This is a genomic window from Cytobacillus citreus, from assembly GCF_018343665.1.
Taxonomy (GTDB): Bacteria; Bacillota; Bacilli; order Bacillales; family Cytobacillaceae; genus Cytobacillus; species Cytobacillus citreus.
Genome location: NZ_JAGYPM010000003.1, coordinates 40,891 through 62,558, shown reverse-complemented (window position 1 = coordinate 62,558; position 21,668 = coordinate 40,891). Strand labels below are relative to the sequence as shown.

Sequence of the window (21,668 nt, the reverse complement as noted above, 5' to 3'; positions counted from 1 at the left end):
CCAAGTTTTTCTAATATTCATTTTAAAGAATTTCTGAAACGTCTATTTGCGAGTATTGCATATCGATGTTTTTCTGAATTTTAATTTCAAGCATGCCGTCCTTATAATATGCGGTAGCACCTTTTTTTTTCACGATAGCAGGGAGGATAATCGAGTGTTTATCATCTTTTTCAGGTATATTTTCTATGATCAATTGATTGGATGTATGATAAATTCTCATGTCCTTCAGCCATTTATCTTCTTTGATTGCCAATCTTATAAAAACATGATTATGGGTTTCAAAAACGGATGAAGAAAGAGAAGAATCCTTGGGAGTTTCCGTTGTATCGTTATTAAAGTCAGGCATAAAGCTTTGTGGATTCATCATTCCCTGCATCTTTTGCATTTGCTGAGGAAACACTTGATTCATAATATCTTTGACATATTTGTCAACCTCTTCTGGCTTCATCTGGGCCTTTAAATTTTTCATATCTTTCATATCTTTATGAAACGGAAAAAGATTCCAGGGAAACATAGAGATATCCTCCTTTCGAGCAGTTGTATAGAGGCTCATCTATTCCATCTATTTTGTATCGGAAAAGACGAAAGTGTCATACATTTTGTTTATTTGGTTTAAGGTATGCAGGTACACACCTAATCGTTAATAAAATTTTAAACACAAGAAATAATGAAGATATCATAGTTAAATTTCTTTTCATTTGCATATCGTTGTAGTTCTAACTAGTATAATTATTATAGAGGATTAAAAAAATGAAAACTGCGAGGTATTTTTGTGAGAGAAAAAACAGCTTTAATTACGGGAGGGGCAACTGGTATTGGCAAAAGAACAGCTAATCAACTTGCTGAAAATGGTGTTCATCTTGTGATTAATTATCGTACAAGCAAGGAGAAAGCTGTTTTATTGGCCGATGAGTTATCTAGAAGATGGGGAACTAAGAATATTGCCATTGGTGGCGATATTTCTAATCAGGATGATTGTCAAAGAATTGTAGAAGAATCATTTTCCTTTTTCTCATGTATTGATATATTAATTCATAATGCAGGACCCTATATGCATGAAAGAAAAGTGATGACTGAATACTCATTTGAAGATTGGAATTACATTATTAACGGCAATTTAAATGCTTTATTTTATTTAACGAAGCTATTAATACCCAAAATGAGAGAGAATAGCTGGGGCCGTATTATTACTGTAGGCTTTGATCGAGTAGAAACGACTCCTGGCTGGATTTATCGGTCTGCATTTGCTGCAGCAAAAAGCGGTGCGGCATCACTAACTAAAACAATAGCAATTGAAGAGGCAGAGCATGGAATAACGGCTAACATGGTATGTCCCGGCGATATTACTGGAGCTTGGAAGGAAAAAGACATTTTTCAAGCTGTAGGAAAGACTGATCAAAATACACCAATTGGCAGGCCGGGGACAGGTGAAGATATAGCTAGGGTCATTTCTTTTTTAATTGATAAAAAATCTGACTTCATTACTGGAAGCATTATTCCTGTCACAGGTGGAAAAGATGTGTTGGGAAAGGTATTCAGAAATTAAAAGTGGGGAAGGCAAAATACTTTCCCCACTTTTTTATACAGCGTTTTTTTTCTCAAAAAAAAGATTTTTCCTCTGAACATGAAAAAGCCTGCTTATTAAACAAATTGCCCCTACAGCCAAACCGACAATTAAACCAATCCAGTATCCAAATGCTCCCCAGCTTGTATTATTGGCTAGATAGTAACCGATAGGAAGGCCAATGATCCAATAGGAGATTAGAGCCATAATAAATGTGATATTAACATCCTTGTAGCCTCTTAACGCACCCTGAACTGGTGCCTGAATTGCATCTGATAACTGGAAAAAAATCGCATAAATCAAAAACTGAGCTGTTAGATGTACAACTTCAAGGTCTTTCGTATAGATCGCAGCCACTTCAGTACGTAGAAAAAATAAAATAACCCCACATAGAAATGCCATAATCACGGCTATAGTTATGCCAATCCAGCTATATTGCTTAGCATCCTTATACCGATTAGCCCCAACTTCAAATCCGACAACAATCGTTAATGCCATTGAAATACTTAAAGGGATCATATATAAGAATGAAGCGAAATTAAGTGCTGCTTGATGAGCGGCAATCGTTGTTGTGTTGAAATTACTCATAAACAAAGTAACAGCAGCAAATATACTCGTTTCGAAAAAGATAGCGAAGCCAATAGGAATTCCTATTATGAGAATTTCCTTCCATTTTGATAGTGAAACAAAATAGAGCTTCTTAAATATACCAAAAGTTGCAAAAGAGCTATGTTTATGAATGATAAATATGGAAATTAAAGTAATTAGCCAATAAGTAATAGCAGTTGCATAACCTGCTCCTACTCCTCCAAGCTCAGGAAATCCAAATTTTCCATAAATTAATAAAAAATTAAAAATAATATTTATCGGTAATGCCAATAAAGTAATCAACATTGTTACTCGAGTTTTCCCTAAAGCATCGATAAATGAGCGAGTGACATTATAAATGAATAATGGAATTATTCCGTAGCTTAATGCAACTAAGTAATCGTGTGCCTTTTCGTGAACGATCGCTTCAAGTTTCATTGAGCTTAAAATGGGATTAAGGGCAAATCCTCCTACAATCATGACAATAATCGCCATGATTATGGCAAGATAAACACCTTGAATGACTGAATATGCTACTTCCTCACGTTTTCTGCCACCGTAGCTTTGAGCAACAATTGGCGTAACAGCTAATAAAATTCCGCTTAATCCAGTGAAGACCGGCATCCATAATGAGGACCCGATAGCTACACCCGCTAAATCCTTTGAACTGTAGTGGCCAGACATCATTGTGTCAAAGAAATTCATCGAATACATCGCTAGCTGAGTGATTAATATTGGAATAAGAATAATAAGCAGCTGCTTTATTTTACCTCTTCTAGTAAAAGTTTGATTCATTGTATACTCCTCTTCGTTTTATATTCGAAAATTATATCACAATTTCTTGTAGGAAAGTTTTGAATCGAATTTTTAATAAAGATTTATCGCAGATTAACGGGCAGTAAGACCCCCACCTCAAGATTGAGAGAGAAGCGAGGAAGATAGGTGGGGGGCAACTGCCCGTAAAAGCCCGTAAAATGAACACAGACTAAAAGCGCCACATCGTGTGGCAACGTCTGCGTGACCCACTTCCTGTGGGCCGCAACTAACCATAAGTGGGGGATGAAAAAAACCCCCACTGATGGAAGTTTCACTTTATTGGATGGTCATGAGCAAGGATGAGATGCATATAGTTATATGGACAAGGAAATGGGAGGGAATAAGTATGGCATTTAGGGGATCAAAGGGATGGTATATTCAAAAATTAAAGGAATCAGGTATTAGCAAACATCCTGTTGAATTAAAAAAACTTGAATTGTATAAAACGTATATCGTGCGAAATTTATATCTTGAATTAATCAGTAAAGAAAATAAATGAGTATAAACGAAAAAGTTCCTTAATTTAAAAGGAGCTTTTTTATTTGTCATCATTTTGACAAAAGGATTTTGCAATTGTGTGAACTTTTAAAAAGTAGGAATGGAAATTAATAATTTTGTGAAATATATAAAATAAGAATTTACAATCTAAGAAAATTTCCCATAATGAATTGTATTAATCATTCTAAAAAGGAGTGAGAATCATGAACTTTCAATTAAACAGAATCAATCCGAATCAGACACAAGTAATCTTTCATGATGGCCGCTTTGAGACGCTCACGAATGATGAATTAGAAGAATTGATGGCACAGATGGGAATTAGTGAAGGAACAAATGAATTGGATTCGAATATCACGAACTAGAAAAACTTGGCATTCGCAGGGTCTTTTCGGCGAATGCCTTAGTTTTTCTCACGCGATTTTTTTAGCAGGAGCGTTATTGAAGCTCCACAGTTACATTATTGATTATACTAACTTAAACACTCTTCATTAGCTTAGAAAAGAACAGAGCCAATATTATAATTAAAATTGGCTCTGTTCATATTATGCCTCCATTAATTGGGAAGTATCTTGTTCCCCTGAGGTTCCATTTCGTAAAACATGAAGGGTATATAAATCCTTTGGTATTTCATATAAATTATAGATTGGACCATTAGAATTTAATTGTTCAAGGATGGACTTTCTTGTTTCATTAGCAGGAACGATATAAGGGAGCTTTGTTGCTGCCTTTTGTGATCGAATATTTTCTATACGAATACGCATGAAAATCGTTTCAATTCCTGTTTCATAAAACAACTCTTCAAAAAAAGCATCCTTTGCTAATTTATTATAGCCTTTGCCATGGTAAGGCTTCCCTAACCAAGTTCCTAAAAAACCAGCATTGTCTTGTATATCAAATAAATTAATCGTACCAATTGGAGTACCCCATTCATCAAGAATCGTGCGTGATATGAGTTCTCCACGTTCTTCAGCTTCAATCGTTTGCTTAGTCATAAAGACAAACTCATCATAGGAATAGGCTTTTTGGCGCACAAAAGGAAAGACATCAGGATGCGTCATTAAATCATATAAAAAATGGCATTCATGAAAATCACGTTTCTTGAGCATAGGTTATCCCTCCATTATGAGGACAGTCCTACTCCATGCCAAATAGAGATTACGGTCCACCCTCGAAATTTTTTGTATGTTGCTAAAAAATTTCGGGGTGGGAATCGAACCCACTAGAACCAGTTAACCTGGTGGCGCACCATTTGCCTTCCCAATTTTACACTTGAGATAATTAAATTTTGTGAAAGATTTCGATACATTAAAAAAGTATTTTACTATCGTATAATACTAAAAAAAGTTGAAAAATGAAATAGGTTTTTTGTTTATTTTTTTCAACAATTTTCAACAGTATATTTCAACATTTTCTATTATTCCTTGTAGACAAAATTTCCATTAATCATCGTCCATTTTGTTTTTGCAAGATAATGAAACGGGTGATGGCTCCAAAGAACTAGATCGGCATCCTTTCCCTCCTCGATACTGCCTAGCTGATTGTCAAGCCTTAAATTTCTGGCTGGGAAAATAGTGATTCCCTCTAAGGCTTTTTGCTCAGGAAGACCTTCACGAACCGCAATGGCTGCGCATAGATTTAAGTATTGAATAGGTGTATAAGGGTGGTCAGTCGTAATAGAGACCTCTACACCGTGATTGGTGAGCTCCTGATAAGTTTTCCAAGTCTTATTTTTTAATTCCACTTTTGACCTTCTCGTTAAAGTAGGTCCTACCGAAACTTTTAATCCTAGACCAGACAATTCATCCGCAATTAAATGACCCTCTGTACAATGTTCTATGCGCAAATCAAGATTAAATTCTTCAGCAAACCGAATGGCAGATATGATATCGTCTGCACGATGGGCATGAACACGAACCGGAATTTCCCGATTTAAAGCTTGGATAATCGGAATTGTTCTTAACGAATCAGGCTCTTCTGACTTACTTGCTTCATAGAAGGTTTCTCTAAGTTTTCCCATGATTCCCATTCTCGTAATCGAGTCTTTATTCCCTTGGCTATGGATTTGCTTTGGATTTTCACCTAGAGCAATTTTTAATCCGGCTGTCTCTTGGACTAGCATCTTCTTTATATTTTTTCCTGAGGTTTTAATTACAGATGTTGTACCTCCGATGACATTTGCGCTGCCTGGCATAATATGAACAGTAGTAATTCCATATTTTACAGCATCAGAAAACGCTGGATCGAGCGGATATACTCCATCCATTGCTCGAACATGAGGACTCATTAATTCAGCCGTTTCATTTGCATCATTTCCTGCCCAGCCAGTACCTTCATCATATAAACCGAGGTGAGTATGGACATCAATAAATCCTGGAAATAAATAATGATTTTCACACTCTATGATTTGCACGTCAGAATCGGATAAATTTATTTTCCCTGTTTTTTTTATTTTCCCATTTTCCACTAGAACATCGCCATAAAAAGCTGATGTCGTGACAGGGTACACATTGGCGTTTTTTAACAATATTTTCGACATAATATTCCTTTCATATATCCATCTATACTTATTTTCCTATTTTAACAAGTGTAATCATAATAGGAAATAATTTTTGTAATAGAAATTTTTAACTAAAAAAATCCACTTAAAAACCCGCATTATTGCGGGCTTAAGGAATGCATTTTTATTTTTTACTTTCATAGTATAAATAGATTGTAACTGATATGGCTGCAAGAATGATTATGGGGAGGAGAAATGGTTGTGCATATTCTTTGATATCTTCCCAATGGTCTCCAAGCTCCATTCCTAATAATAAAAATAGAACTGTCCAAGGAATCATGGCGGCAAGTGTATAAATTGTAAATGTAGATAGCGGCATTTTAGCAATGCCTGCTGGAATCGAAATGGCATGACGGATGATAGGGACAAACCTAGCAGTAAAAATGACACCTGTACCATATTTATCAAACCATTGTTCTGAAGCATCTAAATGAGATTTTTTAATCAACAAAAATTTTCCATATTTATCAAGAACCGGCCTGCCTCCATATACACCTAGCCAAAATAAAAAAATTTGTGCTAATGTACCTCCAATTACCCCTGCTGCAAGTGCGCCCAAGAAATTGATTTTTCCTGTGCTAATTAAATACCCGCCATAGCTTAGGACAATTTCACTCGGGATTACTTCAACCATAAGACCAAGTGAAATTCCTAAATAGCCTAGTTGTGATAATAACTCAAAAAAAGAAAGGATGAATTCTTTCATCATGAATGCTCCTTTACATTCTCAAAGCAAAAAGTATCAAAAGATTCCTGTCATCTGAAGGATTAGTATGAAAATACCTAGAATCCAAACATAAACAGCGAATATTTTAAGCGATTTTCTTTTGAGGAAATTTATCATCCAGACAACTGCTAAATAGCCAAAAAGAGCAGATGAAAGTGTAGCAATGAATAGACTGTCAAAAGGGATGGATTCCGTTCTCCCTGAAAGCATCTCACCAAATTGTAGAACAATTCCACCTGCAATAGCTGGAATCGATAATAAGAATGAAAAATAAGCTGCAGTTTCCCTATCTAGCCTTCTAAATAGCCCTGCAGCAATCGTTAGTCCTGATCTTGATACGGCAGGAAATATAGCTGCTGCTTGAAAGGTGCCTATAAATAATGCATCTCCATAGCTTATATTATCCATTTTTTTTGCTCCGTTTTTGATGCTTTCTGACATCCAAAGTATTATTCCTGTAATTAAAAATTCCCATCCAATTGTTATTCCCGTTTTAGAAATGGAGTCGAACATATCACTAAATAGAAATCCAACGATTACAGCAGGTATGGTTCCAATAACAAGCAGCATGGAGAGCTTGCCTAGTGGGTTCTTTAATATTTGTAATAATTCATTTTTGTAAACAACTAGAACAGCTAGTAATGTCCCAACATGGAGCATCGTATCTAGATAAAGTCCAGCCTCGTCTAGCCCGAATAAATGCCGTCCTAAATATAAATGACCTGTACTAGATATCGGAAGAAATTCAGTTAGACCTTGAATTAATCCAAGGACAAAGGCTTCCAGTTTAGACATCAAATGGCATCATCCTTTACAAAGGCGTTCTATACAAAGTTTATTCATCTTGTCCTAAACAAGAACTGAAAAAGAGGTGAAGTTGTAAAATAATAATAAAATTGTTAAAAAATACGAAACATTTCTTTCTATAAAGCGTAAATAGTAATATATAAAGGGAAAATTGTTTTTGGAATAATTAATCTGGATATTATTTATTAAGGATCTTCCCTAAACTAATGAAAGTGGAGGAATGTTTAATGCCATCTCAGGACGAACGATTACTAGCTACGTTGATTTATGTGACAAGCATTTTTACAGCGATTATTGGTCCACTTATAATTTGGCTCATAAAGAAAGATGAATCATCGTTTGTTGATTATCACGGGAAGGAGTATTTCAACTTTATTATTTCCTATGCGATTTATTTCCTTATCAGCTTAGTATTGATGATTATTCTAATCGGTTTCATTTTGATGTGGATCGTAGGAATAGTCGCATTTGTCTTTACGATTATTGCAGCAATTAAAGCTTATGAAGGGAAAGAATATCATTTCCCACTAATTTTTAGAATAATTCGTTAATCATTAAGTAAATAAGAATTTTTAAACAGAAGCCTCTATATTTCAAATAGGCTTCTTTTTTTGTTTATTTTTCAATTGTGGTGAACGAAAATCTAACTTGTGCGTCTTATTGATGTTAACAATATTTACCCAAAAAGGAGAGATAAGCCTATGGAACTTTTTAATAGTATTAATTGGGCAGCTATTGTTCCAATCATTGTTCCAATTATTTTGATACAGCTTATTCTTTTGATAATCGCTGTTATTGACTTATGCCGGATAGAAAAGACGAATGGGCCAAAGTGGTTATGGGCAATTATCATTCTATTTGTAAACTTAGTTGGCCCAATACTTTATTTTGTTATTGGAAGGAGAAATCAATAATGTCTGCCGTTGTAACCGTCAGTGGGTTAAGAAAAAGCTTTCAGAATGAAGATGTAATCAAAGGATTGGAATTTGATTTAACAAAAGGGAAATGTATTGCATTGCTAGGAGCTAATGGTGCTGGAAAAACTACAACTTTACAAATGTTATCTGGACTTTTGAGGCCCTCAGCTGGCAGTATTGCTTTTGATGGTGTTCAGAAGGGTGAGGATTTTCGAAAATTAATTGGATACCTTCCACAGCACCCTGTATTTTATGAGTGGATGAGTGGACGTGAGTTTTTAGAGTATACAGGTATGCTTGCAGGTTTGTCGAAAAAGGAATCCAAAGAGAGAGCAGAAGAATTACTCGAAATGGTTGGTATTTCTAATGCGAAGAATCGCAGAATAGGAAAATATTCAGGTGGAATGAAGCAAAGATTGGGTATTGCTCAGGCTATTATTCATCGTCCCAAATTAGTGATGCTTGATGAACCTGTTTCTGCCCTTGATCCTTTTGGAAGAAGAGAGGTTCTTGAGCTTATGGAACGAATGAAAAAAGAAACAACCATTCTTTTTTCAACACATATTCTTAACGACGCAGAGGAAGTATGCGATGATATTCTTTTTCTTCATAAGGGTGAAATTGTAGAATCAGGCTCAATGAAGGAGCTTCGCGACAAATATCAACAATCAAAGATTGACCTTGTTTTCCGGGGCGAAAGTGATCAATATATTGAAAAGCTATCATCTCTAGTAGAAATTCAATCGATCTCTGTACATGAGAACAAAATTAGTTTTTTTGTCCATAATATCGATGACGCAAAACATGCTTTTCTTCGTGAAATTACTGATAGGAATTGGCCACTTCTAAAATTTGAAATTAGCAAAACAAGTCTGGAAGATGTGTTTATGAAGGTGGTAGAAAAATGAATCTTTGGATGGTCTTGTTTAATAAAGAATTGGTTGAAATGTCGAGAAATTTCAAATGGATTTGGGTTCCGATCGTTTTTATTTTACTTGCAGTTAAAGAACCGCTTACCTTATATTATATGCCGCAAATAATAGATGCACTAGGTGGCTTGCCAGAAGGAGCGGTGATTGAGCTTCCAGTTCCCTCAGCTTCAGAAGTATTAATCGCCATTCTTGGCCAATTCAATACGTTAGGTGTATTAATTATCGTGCTAACTTCGATGGGGATCATCGCAGCTGAAAGGAAAAGCGGAGTTGCTGCGATCATTTTGGTTAAGCCAGTTTCATATGCATCATTCGTAACTGCTAAGTGGGCAGCTGCAATGCTCTTATTGTGGGTATCCTATTTTATTGGCTATGTAGCATCATGGTATTATGTTGTCATTTTGTTTGAAGCTGTGCCTTTTATTGATTTCTTTCAATCCTTTTTATTGAATGGAATTTGGCTTTCTTTTGTGTTAACGATGACGATATTTTTTAACTCATTTAATAAATCACCAGGTGTTGTTGGATTTATAACTATTGCTATCATCATCCTTTTAAGCGTATTGAGCAGTTCATTCTCACATTGGCTACAATGGAGTCCTTCTTTGCTGCCAACTTATACGAATACATTCCTTTTAAGCAATGAAATTCCTGACAATGTATTATCTGCCATAATCGTTGCAATCATTGGTATGATAGTTCTACTTGTTTGCAGCATTTCTATTTTTAGAAGAAAAGAACTTGCTTAAATGAAATGCACCACCAGCTGTTAGATTTATGTCTAACAATAGGGGTGCATTTTAAATGATTATGTTCCAAATATTTTCATCTTTATTATGGCTGCATATTCTCGTATATATAGACTTGCTTTCACGACTTTTGGTGTTTCGGCAGCTAAAGGATGTCCTTTTATTCCGACTTTCTCGGCAAGCTTGATTGATCGATATAAATGAAAATCATTACTGACAATAACTGCCTGATCAATATTGTATAGGTCTTTTGTATATTTCAAATTTTCATATGTAGATGTTGAAAGATCTTCTACTAGTAATTTTTCTTCCTCAATCCCATTTTCAAGAAAAAATCTTTTTAGAGCTTCTGCCTCGGTTATATTTTCTCCTTTGCCTTGTCCTCCAGTTACAACGATAACTGTGTTGGGGTTTTCTTCTAAATATTCTAGTGCTTTATTTGCTCTGTTAAGCAAGCTGAGAGACATTTCATCTCCATTCACTTTAGCTCCTAGAACGATTAAATAAGGAATATTAGGTGGAGGAGTTGAGCGTGCGGTTTTTTTCATTTGATAATGTAAAAGTGCGATAATGATTATTGAGAAAATTAAAATCAAACCGAATATGATTATGATTTTTTTCATATTTTTCCTCCAAGTATTCATGTTTACGCTTCTTAATTAATAGAATAAAATGACTCTATTAATTTAGCATATAAAACTATTATTAGGAAGTATTTTCCTTTTAAGGATGTTAGGGGATTATTATGAAGAATATACAGCAATTTTATCAAAAAACAGCATCTATTTCCTTAAATTCCAGTCTTGTTGCACTTATTCCTCCATTTTTCCTAATAATATACGGTATTATTGTTGTACCTAATGGCAAAATGGTTGTATTGGTTGTACCTTTTTTACTTTATAGTTTTATAAGCTATCAAGCTTATTTAATAAATGATAACAGATCAAAAGATATTAAGAAAATAGATGAGGGCATTGCAAATCAAGGATCATTTTTATATGAAGAAAATGTCCTTTTGACGTTTCTTCCAGCACCAACATTAAGATTGCTTGTCTTTGGCACAAATGGTCAGCTAGTTGGAGAAATAAGAGATATCAATTTTAAGCCTTTTCGATGGTTCTTACCTTTTCTGCTTGATAAGTTTATTGAAAGAAAATATGGTTTATATGATGCGAATAATAAGCTAATTGGAAGTTTTACTTTTAAGAAGAATCGTATTGAAATAGCGAGTTCAGGAAACGAGATTCATTCAATAACGATACAGAATACATTAGGAAATGGTATAGCCGTTATTTTTGGGCATGAAAATCGGAGTTTTTTAGTAAAGCAATCACGATTATTTATGGATATTCAGTTTTTAAAGGATGGTTACAAAAATATTGCGAGATTGCGTAAAGGTTGGATGCCGATAGAGTGGGGGAACAGATTTAAAGATCCGAATACGCCCATACTAATATTTGAGCAACAATTGCCAGTGGAAGAAAAGCTACTTGTTTATGCAATCATAGTAAAACTGTTTCAGTCAACAAATCACTAATATTTCACTTCTATCAGTTTAAAGATCAAAAGATGTCTTCAACAATCATGTGCCTCTAATGCAGAACAATAGCTTCGATTGGTTTGATATAGTATGATTACATCAATTAAACTTCCTTCTGGATTACATAAATGAGGTGTTTTCATGAAAAAATTCTTGCTGGTAGCGGGAATTATCATCCTTTGCTTATTTATTATTGACAAGACAATCCTTAAAGAAAAAGGTATGGTTAATAATCTTGAACAATCGAAGAAATACGAGAAGATAGAAAATGCTGATCAGCTTCCGGTCGGTTTAGAAGAGGGTAATAAGGCACCAGATTTTGAATTATTAGACTTGGAAGGTAATACTGTGAAGTTAAGTGATTATAAAGGAAAAACAATTTTATTGAACTTTTGGGCTACTTGGTGTCCGCCATGCATGGCTGAAATGCCTTATATGGAAAAATTATATAATAAATATAAAAACGAAGGTTTTGAAATCTTAGCGGTTAATGTTACGACTTCTGAGAAAAAACGTACCAATGTTGATGAGTTCGTAAAAAATAATGCGCTAACCTTCACAATCCCGCTAGATGAAAAAGGGACTGCAACACATGATTATGATATAAGGGTGTATCCAACAAGCTTCTTTATCGATTCAGATGGTGTCATTCGTAAAAAAGTGTTAGGTGCTGTTAATGAAGAGGTAATGGAGCATGAAATTAAACGATTACCTTAAAAGTGCTTCTAAAAATTTCTTAATTCAAAAAAGTAATTCTGTATTCCATAAGTAAAGAAAGAAGCTGCAAGGCTATTCAGCACCATTGCAGCTTCTTTCTTTTTCGTTTTCTAGCACAACGCATAAATCCTTCCATTATTAGATGATTATTTTACGTTCATAGAGGCTGAATGGTTTCCATTTTTTATTATGCATTGGAACATACATATTGTTTATTCGGAAACCTCGTGATACTATTTAATTAAACGAATATGATTTCTTCGGGGCTGGGTGGAATTCCCAACCGGCGGTGATGAGGTCCTGGCCTCTCAGTCCGTGACCCGGTTTCAATACGTTGAAAACGGTGGATTTGGTGAAACTCCAAAGCCGACAGTTAAAGTCTGGATGGGAGAAGAAATGAATGATTATTTGCGTAAAAAACATCAATTTTTAACGCTTATTTCGTTATGCGATTTTGCCCCGTACATGAGAGTTGTGTGCGGGGTTTTTTGTTGGAGAATTTTAGTGAAAGGGGGTACTACAATTAAATGCATGATATTGAATATATGGATTTAGCCTTAAAAATGGCTCAAGCTACAAGAGGGCAAACAAGCCCTAATCCAAAAGTTGGAGCAGTAGTTATCAAGAATGGTGAAGTACTTGGACTTGGTGCCCACTTAAGAGCAGGAACACCACATGCAGAGGTATATGCCATCAATGCAGCTGGTGAACAAGCTAGAGGGGCAGATCTATATGTTACTCTTGAACCTTGCAGCCATTATGGCAAGACTCCTCCCTGTTCTGATTTGTTAATAAAATCAGGGATTAAAAGGGTAATCGTAGCAGGACTTGATCCAAATCCTCTCGTAGCTGGACAAGGAATTGCCAAACTAAAAGAGGCTGGGATTGAAGTTGAAATTGGCATTGGAAAAGCGGAAGCCTATGCCATGAATGAACCATTCTTTCATTTTATTAAAACAAAAACTCCTTTTGTAACAATAAAGGCAGCTGCTTCTTTTGATGGAAAGACAGCGGCAAAAACTGGTGACAGCAAATGGATTACCTCTCCAGAATCCAGATTAGATGTTCACCAATTAAGACATGAACATGATGCAATCTTAACAGGCGTGAATACCATTATTCATGATAATCCACATTTAACCACCAGACTGCCCCGAGGTGGAAGAAATCCCATTCGAGTTGTATTAGACACGTATTTACGGACTCCTCTTGAATCAAATATGATCCAAGATCGAGCGGTAAAAACGATTATTTTTACTGGAAATGAGATAGATATAGAAAAAGTAGCAAGCTTTAGAGAATTTGATGTAGAAGTTATACCATTATCACAGCCAACTATTCTTATTCAGGAAGTGCTACAAGAGTTAGGAAAAAGAAACATTATGTCGTTATTAGTAGAAGGAGGTTCAGAGATTCATTCTTCCTTTATTGATAATGATGCTTATCAGCAAATCATTTTATATGTTGCACCAAAAATAATAGGCGGAAAGACTGCAATCCCTTTTATTGGTGGACAAGGTATTGAAATTGTCGAGGATGCAAAAAAACTTAAGTTTGAATCAGTACAAACAATTGGATGTGATCTAAAAATTATAGCTAAACCTCTAGAGGAGGAAGAAAAGTCATGTTTACAGGAATCATAGAAGAGCTTGGCACTGTAAAAAGAGCCATTCAAAATGGAAACACAATTAAATTAACGATTCAAGCTACAAAGATAATACGAGATATCCAGCTTGGTAATAGCATTTCTGTCAATGGAGTATGTCTAACTGTTACTGAATTCCAACGGGAAGAATTTTCCGCAGATGTGATGCCTGAAACTTTTAAAAGTACCTCTTTAACTTCAGTTAAGGAAGGAACTATGGTTAATTTAGAAAGGGCTATGGCTGCAAATGGGCGTTTTGGAGGACATTTTGTAACGGGACATGTAGATGGAACTGGAAAAATTCTAAACAAGAAGAAAAAAGAAAATGCCATTTACATTGAGGTATCCATTCCAAGTTCATTAAATCATCTCGTAATAAACAAGGGATCCATTGCAATTGATGGAACATCTTTAACTATTTTTGGAATAACTGATCAGTCAGTAACGGTATCAGTTATTCCTCATACTGCAAAAGAGACAGCCCTGGGAGTAAAAAGTGTTGGAGATATAGTTAATATTGAATTTGATATGCTTGCAAAATATATGTTTTCCTTTTTGAAAAAAGAGCAAAAAGAATCAAGTCAGGACCAAGTCATTACCGAAAATTTTTTAAGAAGCAATGGCTTTTTATAAGCTAATAGGAATGTTTAAGTTTATTAACGTACTAAAGTAAAGTGTTTTTTTAGTTAAACACCTGCTAATAAGATCGCATAAGAAAAACTAAGGCATTCACCAAAAAGGACTAGGCGAACGCCAAGTTTTTCTAATTAATCAAGTGAGATAAGGAGGAAGGCACTATGTTTAGTGAGATTACAGCAGCCATTGAGGATTTAAAAGCAGGGAAAGTCATTATTGTTTGTGATGATGAAGATCGGGAAAATGAAGGTGATTTTCTTTCTATTGCCGAGTTCGTGATGCCAGAAACAGTAAACTTTATGGCTAAAGAAGGTAGAGGCTTAATTTGTACACCGATTTCTAAAGAATTAGCTGAAAAACTTAAACTGCTTCCAATGGTTGAGAGAAATACGGACAGTCGCGGTACAGCGTTCACCGTTTCGATTGACCATGAAGAAACAACCACAGGAATTAGCGCATTCGAGAGGGCTTTGACTATTGAAAAAATGCTGGATGATGATGCCCGTCCAGAAGAATTTAACCGTCCTGGCCATATTTTTCCTTTAATTGCTAAACAAGGTGGAGTTTTAAGAAGAGCTGGCCATACGGAAGCAGCAGTTGATTTGGCACGTATTGCGGGAGCAAAACCAGCTGGAATTATTTGTGAAATAATGAAAGATGACGGAACAATGGCACGAGTTAAGGATCTTGAGCTTATTGCCAAAAAATTTGATTTAAAAATGATTTCAATTCAGCAGTTAATCGAATATCGATTAAAACATGATTCACATGTAAAGAGAGAAGCTGAAATCAAGCTTCCGACAGAATTCGGATTGTTTAGGGCAGTGGGTTATACGAATACGATGGATGGAAAAGAGCATATTGCTTTAGTAAAAGGAGAGATAACAGAGGACGAGCCCGTGTTGCTAAGGGTCCATTCAGAATGTCTTACTGGAGATGTTTTCGGCTCCAACAGATGTGATTGCGGACCACAATTAGCAGCAGCACTTTCCCAAATAGAAAATGAGGGAAGGGGAATTCTTCTTTATTTGAGGCAAGAGGGACGAGGCATTGGACTCATTAACAAAATGAAAGCTTATAAGCTTCAAGAAGAAGGATATGACACAGTTGAAGCAAATCATAAACTTGGATTTGGTGATGATTTGCGTGATTACGGGGTAGGCGCTCAAATATTAAGGGATTTAGGTGTCAAGAAAATGCGGCTTTTGACGAACAATCCAAGGAAAATAGCCGGATTAGCAGGATACGGCTTAGAGGTTATTGAGCGTGTCCCTTTACAAATGCCTATTAAAAATGAGAATGAAGAATACTTAAAAACAAAAAAAGCAAAGCTTGACCATCTTTTAAAACTATAAAGGGAGAGAAGAAAATGAAGAAAGTGATTGAAGGACATTTATTAGGGACTGGATTAAAAATTGGAATTGTAGTATCACGTTTTAATGAATTTATTACTGGAAAATTACTAAGTGGGGCAGAAGATGCTTTAAAGCGTCATGGTGTTAAGGATGAAGATGTGACTGTTGTATGGGTGCCAGGTGCATTTGAAATCCCTTTAACTGCTATGAAACTTGCTCAAGCTAGTGACTTTGATGCAATTATTACGCTTGGAACAGTCATTCGAGGAGCAACACCTCATTTTGATTTCGTTAGCAATGAAGTGGCAAAAGGGGTTGCTGCTACAGGGATGCAAAGTGGCATACCGATTATTTTCGGTGTTCTGACAACAGATACCATCGAACAGGCGATTGAACGTGCTGGAACTAAAGCAGGAAATAAGGGGTGGGAAGCTGCTGTTGGGGCTATAGAGATGGGGAATTTGTATAAACAGATGTCCAAGTAAATCTCAAAGTTACGAGAACCGCTTTATTATTATATCTTTTTATATAAGAAATGAAGGAGCGCTATTTTAAAGTGCTCCTTTTTTCATTAATATGTGCTCATGATCTATTTTTTCAAAAATATAAATTTTTTTCATTTACTACATAATTCGACAACTTTAATTAGTTTTGTTGTATAAAATATATACGATCATACATGCAGAATTTGTCGGAGGGTAATTTATGGAGGTTTTTGTAGCAAGACAGCCCATCTTTAATGCAAATGAAGATGTATACGGATACGAGCTTTTGTATCGGAGAAATCAAGATGAAAATGCATTTCCTGATATGGATGGGGATCAAGCGACAACTGAGCTCATCATCAACAGCTTCTTAAATATTGGAATTGACAAGCTTTCAAATGGGAAGCCTTGTTTTATTAATTTTACTGAAAACCTACTTAAACTAAGACTACCAACTTATTTCCAGCCGCGTGATATTGTTGTTGAAATACTTGAATCTATTGAACCAAGTAAAGAATTAGTTCAGATATGTAAGGATTTAAAAGAACTTGGTTATCAAATTGCACTTGATGATTATGTTTTTAATGAGGAGAATTCATATTCATATGAGCTTTTGAAACATATAGATATCGTAAAAGTTGATTTCCTGTTTACACCGAAAAAAATGAGAGACAAAGTAGAGTCCATTGTCAAACGAATGAACCTAAAAATGGTTGCAGAGAAAGTTGAAACGAGAGAAGAATTTGAGGAGGGAAAGAGAAAGGGTTATCATTATTTTCAAGGCTATTTCTTTGCTAAGCCAACGGTAATTTCAACTCGTGATGTTCCTACCTATTTTCATTCATATTATGAAATGATACAACACTTGTCGACTAATGATCCGTGTATAGACCGAATTACTGAATTAATAGAGAAGGATATCTCCTTATCGTATAAATTATTAAAATTAATCAATTCGCCTGCATACAGGCCAAAACAAAAAATCAATTCGATCAGACAAGCCGTTGTTTTGTTAGGGCTTATTGAGTTAGAAAAATGGATTTATGTACTCGCAGTACGCGAGTCCACAATTGAGAAAAGAGAGATTTCACAGGAAAACATTCAATTGAGTCTTACGAGAGCAAAAATGTGTGAGGAAATTGAAAAAATTAGAATGAAAAGAAATCCTTCTCCAAGTTATTTTATGACAGGTATGTTTTCAATTATGGATTCGATCTTAAGAATTCCGATGAGTATGATATTAAAGGATCTTCCCCTTGAAGAAGATATTTGTGATGCTTTAAATGGAAAAGGAAATCCGTTGAAGGAAGTTCTTGATCTTGTTCTCGCTGTAGAAACTGCTCAATGGAATGTAATAAGTGAAAAATGTAAGGATATGAATATTAATGAAAAAGACTTATTTAAATTATATGCAGAATCATTAAATTGGTCGAATGAACTAGTATCCAAGGAAAAGTTTATTAATTAATGTTGGACCTGCCTTCATAAAGAGGGCAGGTTTTTATTTCCTTAAAATTTCCAATATGGGTCCGAATTTTTGCTTATCTTTCGCTTCGAAATAGGAATGGAATGGATTTCCATTATTATTAATTCGTTTTATGATTTGTGGTATTTGGAAATTTTCCATCTTTAGATGATCATTTACTTCTTCCCAATAAAGCGGAGTTGCTACGGTAGCCTCCTTTGTACCTCTAGGTGAATAGGGAGCAATAATGGTTTTTCCTTCTGCATGCTGAATGTAATCGACATAAAGTCGGTTGCCTCTATTCTTTTTCATCCTTTCAATGGTAAAAGAAGCGGGATCCTTAGTAACAAGATATTCAGCGATAAAAGCTGTAAATAATCTTGTTTCATCATAGGAATATGTATTTTCTGGTAATGGTAAATAAATTTGTAGTCCTTTGTTTCCCGACGTTTTAATAAAGCTAATCAATTCCAGCTGCTCAAAAATTTCCTTAATTAACAAAGCAGCTTTGATGGCTAGACCAAATGCATCTCTTGATGGCGGATCTAGATCAAATACAATTTCGCTCGGGCCTTTACTTAGAGTCGTTTGAAAAGGGATATGAAATTCGAATGCCAATTGATTACCAAGCCAGAGAAGTGTCTTTAATTGATTGCAAATAATATAGATGATCTCGTCTGACATTTCAGTTTCAACAAATTCTGGAGCGTACTCTGGACAATTTTTCTGATAAAAAGGATTTCCAAAAATACCATGTGGATACCGAATAACAGTTAATAATCGATTTTTAAGAAATGGAAGCATATAGGGTGAGATTTCTTGTAAATAATGAATATAATCGATTTTTTGAATGGGTGGTTCAGCCCATAAAGGTTTATCAGGATGTGTCACCTCAATATCAGATGGGAAATTCTTTTGCTTTTGAATGAATTGATCGTAAGTACAATCATTTGGACTTAAATCAAATCTAAATTGGTGAAAATGAGGTTCTCGCATCTGCCCCTCATACATCTCCAAATATTTAACCTCTACACAAATTGCCGGCTCAACATAAATATATTTATTATCCTCATCTGTTTTATTCCCTTTAATAATTTCATATAATGCTTTTTTTTCGTCTGGCTTTAAACCAAAAATGAATTGCCCGATGGATATAACTTTTGTGTCTTGATAAACACTGGCATAAAAGTATCCATTTGTTTTTTCGTATGCAGTGATAAAACATGAAACATATTTCCAATTCTTATATTTTAACCATAGCGTTGTTCTTTTTCCTTCTTCCCATATGTTCGTTTTTTGCTTTGCTACAATTCCTTCTCCGTTGAAAAGAATTACCTTTTCCCAAATTTCATTAAATTCATCAAAGTAGGGGATATATTGTACAAGCTTGGTATTCATTTCATCAGGGAGTAATGGAAGGTGACATTTCTTAAAAAAATCATACAGTGTCTTTTTTCTTGAAAGATAATCCACATTTTTCAAGGGTTTTCCTTTTATTTGAAGGACATCAAATATGAGAAGATGACATGGAGATGCTTTTGCCTTCTCAGTAATCCTACTCAAAGATCTCATTCTTCCTCTTACTTGGACTGTAGAAAATTGTGACTTATATGCATTCTCTAAAAAGACGAGTTCTCCGTCGAATGTTAAAGGAAGATAGGGTTTGAGCTTGTCTTTATAATCTTCAAGAAATGAGCTTATTTCAGGGAAAATGTTTAATAATGGCTTGCCATTTCTGCTTACTAATGACATTTCATTATGATCCCAGTGTAATATTGCACGAAATCCATCATATTTCACTTCATAGAGCCAGTCATTCACTTTTGGAACCTCAAATGTTAAACTTGGCAGCATTGGCTTCATACAAGAAAACAACATCCTTTCCAAATGCATTTTTCATTTCTATCAATTAAGCAGTCATTATAGATTTTCCATTATCATTTACTGTTACTCAGTTTCCATAATTTTTTATGCATGTATCCATAGGTTTCACGCAAATTAAAGGTAAAAACATGATTGGAGTAATAATATGCATACAATGTGGAAAGGAAGCATTAGCTTTGGTTTAGTGAATATTCCTATTAAGCTTCATGCAGCAACAGAGGATAAGGATATTAAGCTGAGAAATCTTCATAAAGAATGTCATTCCCCGATAAAATACGAAAAAATGTGCCCTGTTTGCAATGTGGAAATTAAGAACGAGGATATTGTAAAGGCGTTCGAATATACAAAAGGAAAATTTGTTGTCCTAGAGAATGAGGATTTGGAAAAATTAAAAAAGGAAAATGAGGATAAGGCAGTTGAAATAATGGATTTTGTAAAAATGGAACAAATTGACCCGATCTATTATGACCGAACATACTATATGTCTCCCGGTGATGGTGGAGGGAAAGCTTATTCGTTATTACGTAAAGCATTAAAAGAATCAGAAAAAGTTGGATTAGCAAAAATAATAATTCGTTCTAAGGAACAGCTTGCTGTTCTTCGTGTTTATGAGAATACCTTAGTTATGGAGACAATCCATTACCCTGATGAGGTTCGGAAATCTGAAGATGTACCTAATGTTCCAGCTGATGATAAGGTAACGAAAAAAGAAATTGATACAGCCATTCTTTTAATTGACCAATTAACATCAGATTTTGACCCTGAAAAGTATACAGATGATTACCGTACAGCCTTATTAGGGCTTATTGATTCGAAGCGGACAGGCAAGGAGATTGTTACCCCAGTAGAAAAAGAGCCTACAACGAATGTGACCGATTTAATGGCAGCATTACAAGCATCCATTGATAAAACGAAACCAAAAAAGCCAGCAGCAAAAAAGAAAAGAACCACCGCAACAAAAGCCAAAAAAGAAGCATAGGCTTTATACTGAATATTGTTTTGAGGATCTACCGATTTTATATAGACAAAATCGGTTTTTTCAACTGTTGGGAATGTTCATCATTTTCGGGTATGATTAAAAGATATTAAGTAGTTGGAGTTGAAAATATGGACCAAAAAATCTTGCCTGCATCATCTTCTATGAAAGAATTTGAACGATTTTTAATAAGCCCATATAAAATCGGTGTCTTTCTTGATATGCATATTGCTCAGCTAAAAAATATTGATAAAATGGCAAAAGAACATGATAAACAAATGATTTATCATGTAGATTTAATTCATGGAATCAAGAATGACGAATATGCAACAGAGTATATTTGTCAAGAATATAAACCATTTGGCTTAATTTCAACAAAATCAAGTGTTATTTTAAAGGCAAAACAAAAAGGAGTTATTGCAGTTCAGAGGATCTTTCTTATTGATACGCATGCCCTTGAAAAAAACTATAAGATATTAGAAAAGACAAAACCTGATTATATAGAGGTATTACCAGGAGCTATGCCTTGGATGATCGAAGAAGTACGTACCCGAGTAAAAACTCCTATTTTTGCAGGAGGACTTATTCGGACTAGGGAAGAGGTGCGAAATGCGCTGTTAGCTGGGGCATCAGCGATAACGACATCAAAAACTGATCTATGGGAAATGTAATGAAAATGTTGACAGCGCTTTCAGGGGAATGTATACTTTCTGTTACAAGTTAATTTTAGTGTTGGAGATACGGAGATGCACACAGCTTAGACCTACTACTCATGGTTTATTCTGCTGTGATCTCCTTTTTTGTGTTTTA

The 21,668-nt window shown here is 35.0% G+C and carries 24 protein-coding genes and 1 riboswitch; of the genes, 16 read left to right on the top strand and 8 right to left on the bottom strand.

The genetic code is table 11. The features are described from left to right. Positions 1–22: 22 nt before the first annotated feature. A complete protein-coding gene (locus KHA94_RS11845; protein WP_213102357.1) occupies positions 23–514 on the bottom strand; it encodes an Hsp20/alpha crystallin family protein in 492 nt (163 codons plus the stop codon). Positions 515–772: 258 nt separating this feature from the next. Between KHA94_RS11845 and KHA94_RS11840 the strand changes: the two genes are divergently transcribed. After that, complete coding sequence (locus KHA94_RS11840; RefSeq protein WP_213102356.1) at positions 773–1,546, top strand: SDR family oxidoreductase; 774 nt, start codon at positions 773–775, stop codon at positions 1,544–1,546. Between the two features lie 33 nt (positions 1,547–1,579). Here the strand turns inward: KHA94_RS11840 and KHA94_RS11835 are convergent, their stop codons facing one another. Beyond that, complete coding sequence (locus KHA94_RS11835; RefSeq protein ID WP_213102355.1) at positions 1,580–2,947, bottom strand: MATE family efflux transporter; 1,368 nt, start codon at positions 2,945–2,947, stop codon at positions 1,580–1,582. A 367-nt stretch (positions 2,948–3,314) separates the two neighbouring features. Between KHA94_RS11835 and KHA94_RS11830 the strand changes: the two genes are divergently transcribed. Beyond that, on the top strand, positions 3,315–3,467 hold the full coding sequence (locus KHA94_RS11830; protein WP_213102354.1) for a DUF2639 domain-containing protein: 153 nt from the start codon (positions 3,315–3,317) through the stop codon (positions 3,465–3,467). Between the two features lie 202 nt (positions 3,468–3,669). Further along, positions 3,670–3,828: a hypothetical protein gene (locus tag KHA94_RS11825; protein WP_213102353.1), complete on the top strand. Its 159-nt coding sequence runs from the start codon at positions 3,670–3,672 to the stop codon at positions 3,826–3,828. Between the two features lie 180 nt (positions 3,829–4,008). Here KHA94_RS11825 and KHA94_RS11820 read toward each other — a convergent pair whose 3' ends face one another. From KHA94_RS11820 to KHA94_RS11805, 4 genes are all read right to left on the bottom strand, one after another. After that, on the bottom strand, positions 4,009–4,572 hold the full coding sequence (locus KHA94_RS11820) for a GNAT family N-acetyltransferase (RefSeq protein ID WP_213102352.1): 564 nt from the start codon (positions 4,570–4,572) through the stop codon (positions 4,009–4,011). 308 nt (positions 4,573–4,880) lie between these two features. After that, complete coding sequence (locus tag KHA94_RS11815; RefSeq protein WP_213102351.1) at positions 4,881–6,002, bottom strand: amidohydrolase; 1,122 nt, start codon at positions 6,000–6,002, stop codon at positions 4,881–4,883. 145 nt (positions 6,003–6,147) lie between these two features. Continuing rightward, complete coding sequence (gene uptA, locus KHA94_RS11810) at positions 6,148–6,729, bottom strand: undecaprenyl phosphate transporter UptA (RefSeq protein ID WP_213103222.1); 582 nt, start codon at positions 6,727–6,729, stop codon at positions 6,148–6,150. A gap of 36 nt (positions 6,730–6,765) precedes the next feature. Continuing rightward, positions 6,766–7,545 carry an undecaprenyl-diphosphate phosphatase gene (locus KHA94_RS11805; protein ID WP_213103221.1) on the bottom strand — a complete coding sequence of 260 codons (780 nt, stop codon included), beginning with the start codon at positions 7,543–7,545 and terminating at the stop codon, positions 6,766–6,768. 239 nt (positions 7,546–7,784) lie between these two features. Here KHA94_RS11805 and KHA94_RS11800 point away from each other — a divergent pair, with 239 nt between their 5' ends. The 4 genes from KHA94_RS11800 to KHA94_RS11785 all read left to right on the top strand — a co-directional run bounded on the left by KHA94_RS11800 (position 7,785) and on the right by KHA94_RS11785 (position 10,155). Continuing rightward, a complete protein-coding gene (locus KHA94_RS11800) occupies positions 7,785–8,108 on the top strand; it encodes a DUF4870 domain-containing protein (RefSeq protein WP_213102350.1) in 324 nt (107 codons plus the stop codon). A 150-nt stretch (positions 8,109–8,258) separates the two neighbouring features. Then, positions 8,259–8,471 carry a PLD nuclease N-terminal domain-containing protein gene (locus tag KHA94_RS11795; RefSeq protein WP_213102349.1) on the top strand — a complete coding sequence of 71 codons (213 nt, stop codon included), beginning with the start codon at positions 8,259–8,261 and terminating at the stop codon, positions 8,469–8,471. After that, complete coding sequence (locus KHA94_RS11790) at positions 8,471–9,382, top strand: ABC transporter ATP-binding protein (RefSeq protein ID WP_213102348.1); 912 nt, start codon at positions 8,471–8,473, stop codon at positions 9,380–9,382. Before KHA94_RS11795 ends, KHA94_RS11790 begins: the two co-directional genes overlap by 1 nt. Further along, a complete protein-coding gene (locus KHA94_RS11785; RefSeq protein ID WP_213102347.1) occupies positions 9,379–10,155 on the top strand; it encodes an ABC transporter permease in 777 nt (258 codons plus the stop codon). Before KHA94_RS11790 ends, KHA94_RS11785 begins: the two co-directional genes overlap by 4 nt. A gap of 59 nt (positions 10,156–10,214) precedes the next feature. Here KHA94_RS11785 and KHA94_RS11780 read toward each other — a convergent pair whose 3' ends face one another. Then, positions 10,215–10,778 (bottom strand): YdcF family protein, encoded by a 564-nt coding sequence (locus KHA94_RS11780; protein WP_249365482.1) that lies wholly within the window; start codon positions 10,776–10,778, stop codon positions 10,215–10,217. Between the two features lie 122 nt (positions 10,779–10,900). Between KHA94_RS11780 and KHA94_RS11775 the strand changes: the two genes are divergently transcribed. The 7 genes from KHA94_RS11775 to KHA94_RS11745 all read left to right on the top strand — a co-directional run bounded on the left by KHA94_RS11775 (position 10,901) and on the right by KHA94_RS11745 (position 18,001). Next, the gene (locus KHA94_RS11775; protein ID WP_213102346.1) at positions 10,901–11,692 is read left to right on the top strand and encodes a hypothetical protein; all 792 of its coding nucleotides are present in this window, start codon (positions 10,901–10,903) and stop codon (positions 11,690–11,692) included. 144 nt (positions 11,693–11,836) lie between these two features. Beyond that, positions 11,837–12,412 carry a peroxiredoxin family protein gene (locus KHA94_RS11770; RefSeq protein ID WP_213102345.1) on the top strand — a complete coding sequence of 192 codons (576 nt, stop codon included), beginning with the start codon at positions 11,837–11,839 and terminating at the stop codon, positions 12,410–12,412. A 252-nt stretch (positions 12,413–12,664) separates the two neighbouring features. Continuing rightward, positions 12,665–12,812, top strand: a riboswitch (FMN riboswitch). 127 nt (positions 12,813–12,939) lie between these two features. Further along, positions 12,940–14,055, top strand: a complete 1,116-nt coding sequence (ribD, locus tag KHA94_RS11765) for a bifunctional diaminohydroxyphosphoribosylaminopyrimidine deaminase/5-amino-6-(5-phosphoribosylamino)uracil reductase RibD (RefSeq protein WP_213102344.1) — start codon at positions 12,940–12,942, stop codon at positions 14,053–14,055. Continuing rightward, on the top strand, positions 14,037–14,690 hold the full coding sequence (gene ribE, locus KHA94_RS11760; protein WP_213102343.1) for a riboflavin synthase: 654 nt from the start codon (positions 14,037–14,039) through the stop codon (positions 14,688–14,690). The genes ribD and ribE overlap by 19 nt, the downstream gene beginning before the upstream one ends. Before the next feature lie 164 nt (positions 14,691–14,854). Then, positions 14,855–16,048, top strand: coding sequence for a bifunctional 3,4-dihydroxy-2-butanone-4-phosphate synthase/GTP cyclohydrolase II (locus KHA94_RS11755; protein ID WP_213102342.1), 1,194 nt, complete (start codon positions 14,855–14,857; stop codon positions 16,046–16,048). A gap of 14 nt (positions 16,049–16,062) precedes the next feature. Beyond that, positions 16,063–16,533 (top strand): 6,7-dimethyl-8-ribityllumazine synthase, encoded by a 471-nt coding sequence (gene ribH, locus KHA94_RS11750; RefSeq protein WP_213102341.1) that lies wholly within the window; start codon positions 16,063–16,065, stop codon positions 16,531–16,533. Positions 16,534–16,753: 220 nt separating this feature from the next. Then, positions 16,754–18,001 carry an EAL and HDOD domain-containing protein gene (locus KHA94_RS11745; RefSeq protein ID WP_213102340.1) on the top strand — a complete coding sequence of 416 codons (1,248 nt, stop codon included), beginning with the start codon at positions 16,754–16,756 and terminating at the stop codon, positions 17,999–18,001. 33 nt (positions 18,002–18,034) lie between these two features. Here KHA94_RS11745 and KHA94_RS11740 read toward each other — a convergent pair whose 3' ends face one another. After that, positions 18,035–19,861 carry a DNA ligase D gene (locus KHA94_RS11740; protein ID WP_213102339.1) on the bottom strand — a complete coding sequence of 609 codons (1,827 nt, stop codon included), beginning with the start codon at positions 19,859–19,861 and terminating at the stop codon, positions 18,035–18,037. A 166-nt stretch (positions 19,862–20,027) separates the two neighbouring features. Here KHA94_RS11740 and ku point away from each other — a divergent pair, with 166 nt between their 5' ends. Then, the gene (gene ku / locus KHA94_RS11735; RefSeq protein WP_213102338.1) at positions 20,028–20,861 is read left to right on the top strand and encodes a non-homologous end joining protein Ku; all 834 of its coding nucleotides are present in this window, start codon (positions 20,028–20,030) and stop codon (positions 20,859–20,861) included. A gap of 128 nt (positions 20,862–20,989) precedes the next feature. Further along, positions 20,990–21,529 (top strand): glycerol-3-phosphate responsive antiterminator, encoded by a 540-nt coding sequence (locus KHA94_RS11730; RefSeq protein WP_213102337.1) that lies wholly within the window; start codon positions 20,990–20,992, stop codon positions 21,527–21,529. Positions 21,530–21,668: the final 139 nt, after the last annotated feature.

Bases quoted from the DNA above. Each gene is read 5' to 3' on its own strand.
- KHA94_RS11730 (WP_213102337.1), top strand. From the start codon at position 20,990: ATGGACCAAAAAATCTTGCCTGCATCATCTTCTATGAAAGAATTTGAA.
- KHA94_RS11830 (WP_213102354.1), top strand. From the start codon at position 3,315: ATGGCATTTAGGGGATCAAAGGGATGGTATATTCAAAAATTAAAGGAA.
- KHA94_RS11790 (WP_213102348.1), top strand. From the start codon at position 8,471: ATGTCTGCCGTTGTAACCGTCAGTGGGTTAAGAAAAAGCTTTCAGAAT.
- KHA94_RS11755 (WP_213102342.1), top strand. From the start codon at position 14,855: ATGTTTAGTGAGATTACAGCAGCCATTGAGGATTTAAAAGCAGGGAAA.
- KHA94_RS11785 (WP_213102347.1), top strand. From the start codon at position 9,379: ATGAATCTTTGGATGGTCTTGTTTAATAAAGAATTGGTTGAAATGTCG.
- ku (WP_213102338.1), top strand. From the start codon at position 20,028: ATGCATACAATGTGGAAAGGAAGCATTAGCTTTGGTTTAGTGAATATT.
- KHA94_RS11740 (WP_213102339.1), bottom strand. From the start codon at position 19,861: ATGAAGCCAATGCTGCCAAGTTTAACATTTGAGGTTCCAAAAGTGAAT.
- KHA94_RS11770 (WP_213102345.1), top strand. From the start codon at position 11,837: ATGAAAAAATTCTTGCTGGTAGCGGGAATTATCATCCTTTGCTTATTT.
- KHA94_RS11815 (WP_213102351.1), bottom strand. From the start codon at position 6,002: ATGTCGAAAATATTGTTAAAAAACGCCAATGTGTACCCTGTCACGACA.
- KHA94_RS11780 (WP_249365482.1), bottom strand. From the start codon at position 10,778: ATGAAAAAAATCATAATCATATTCGGTTTGATTTTAATTTTCTCAATA.
- ribD (WP_213102344.1), top strand. From the start codon at position 12,940: ATGCATGATATTGAATATATGGATTTAGCCTTAAAAATGGCTCAAGCT.
- ribH (WP_213102341.1), top strand. From the start codon at position 16,063: ATGAAGAAAGTGATTGAAGGACATTTATTAGGGACTGGATTAAAAATT.
- KHA94_RS11805 (WP_213103221.1), bottom strand. From the start codon at position 7,545: ATGTCTAAACTGGAAGCCTTTGTCCTTGGATTAATTCAAGGTCTAACT.
- KHA94_RS11820 (WP_213102352.1), bottom strand. From the start codon at position 4,572: ATGCTCAAGAAACGTGATTTTCATGAATGCCATTTTTTATATGATTTA.
- KHA94_RS11795 (WP_213102349.1), top strand. From the start codon at position 8,259: ATGGAACTTTTTAATAGTATTAATTGGGCAGCTATTGTTCCAATCATT.
- uptA (WP_213103222.1), bottom strand. From the start codon at position 6,729: ATGAAAGAATTCATCCTTTCTTTTTTTGAGTTATTATCACAACTAGGC.
- ribE (WP_213102343.1), top strand. From the start codon at position 14,037: ATGTTTACAGGAATCATAGAAGAGCTTGGCACTGTAAAAAGAGCCATT.
- KHA94_RS11800 (WP_213102350.1), top strand. From the start codon at position 7,785: ATGCCATCTCAGGACGAACGATTACTAGCTACGTTGATTTATGTGACA.
- KHA94_RS11825 (WP_213102353.1), top strand. From the start codon at position 3,670: ATGAACTTTCAATTAAACAGAATCAATCCGAATCAGACACAAGTAATC.
- KHA94_RS11845 (WP_213102357.1), bottom strand. From the start codon at position 514: ATGTTTCCCTGGAATCTTTTTCCGTTTCATAAAGATATGAAAGATATG.
- KHA94_RS11775 (WP_213102346.1), top strand. From the start codon at position 10,901: ATGAAGAATATACAGCAATTTTATCAAAAAACAGCATCTATTTCCTTA.
- KHA94_RS11745 (WP_213102340.1), top strand. From the start codon at position 16,754: ATGGAGGTTTTTGTAGCAAGACAGCCCATCTTTAATGCAAATGAAGAT.
- KHA94_RS11835 (WP_213102355.1), bottom strand. From the start codon at position 2,947: ATGAATCAAACTTTTACTAGAAGAGGTAAAATAAAGCAGCTGCTTATT.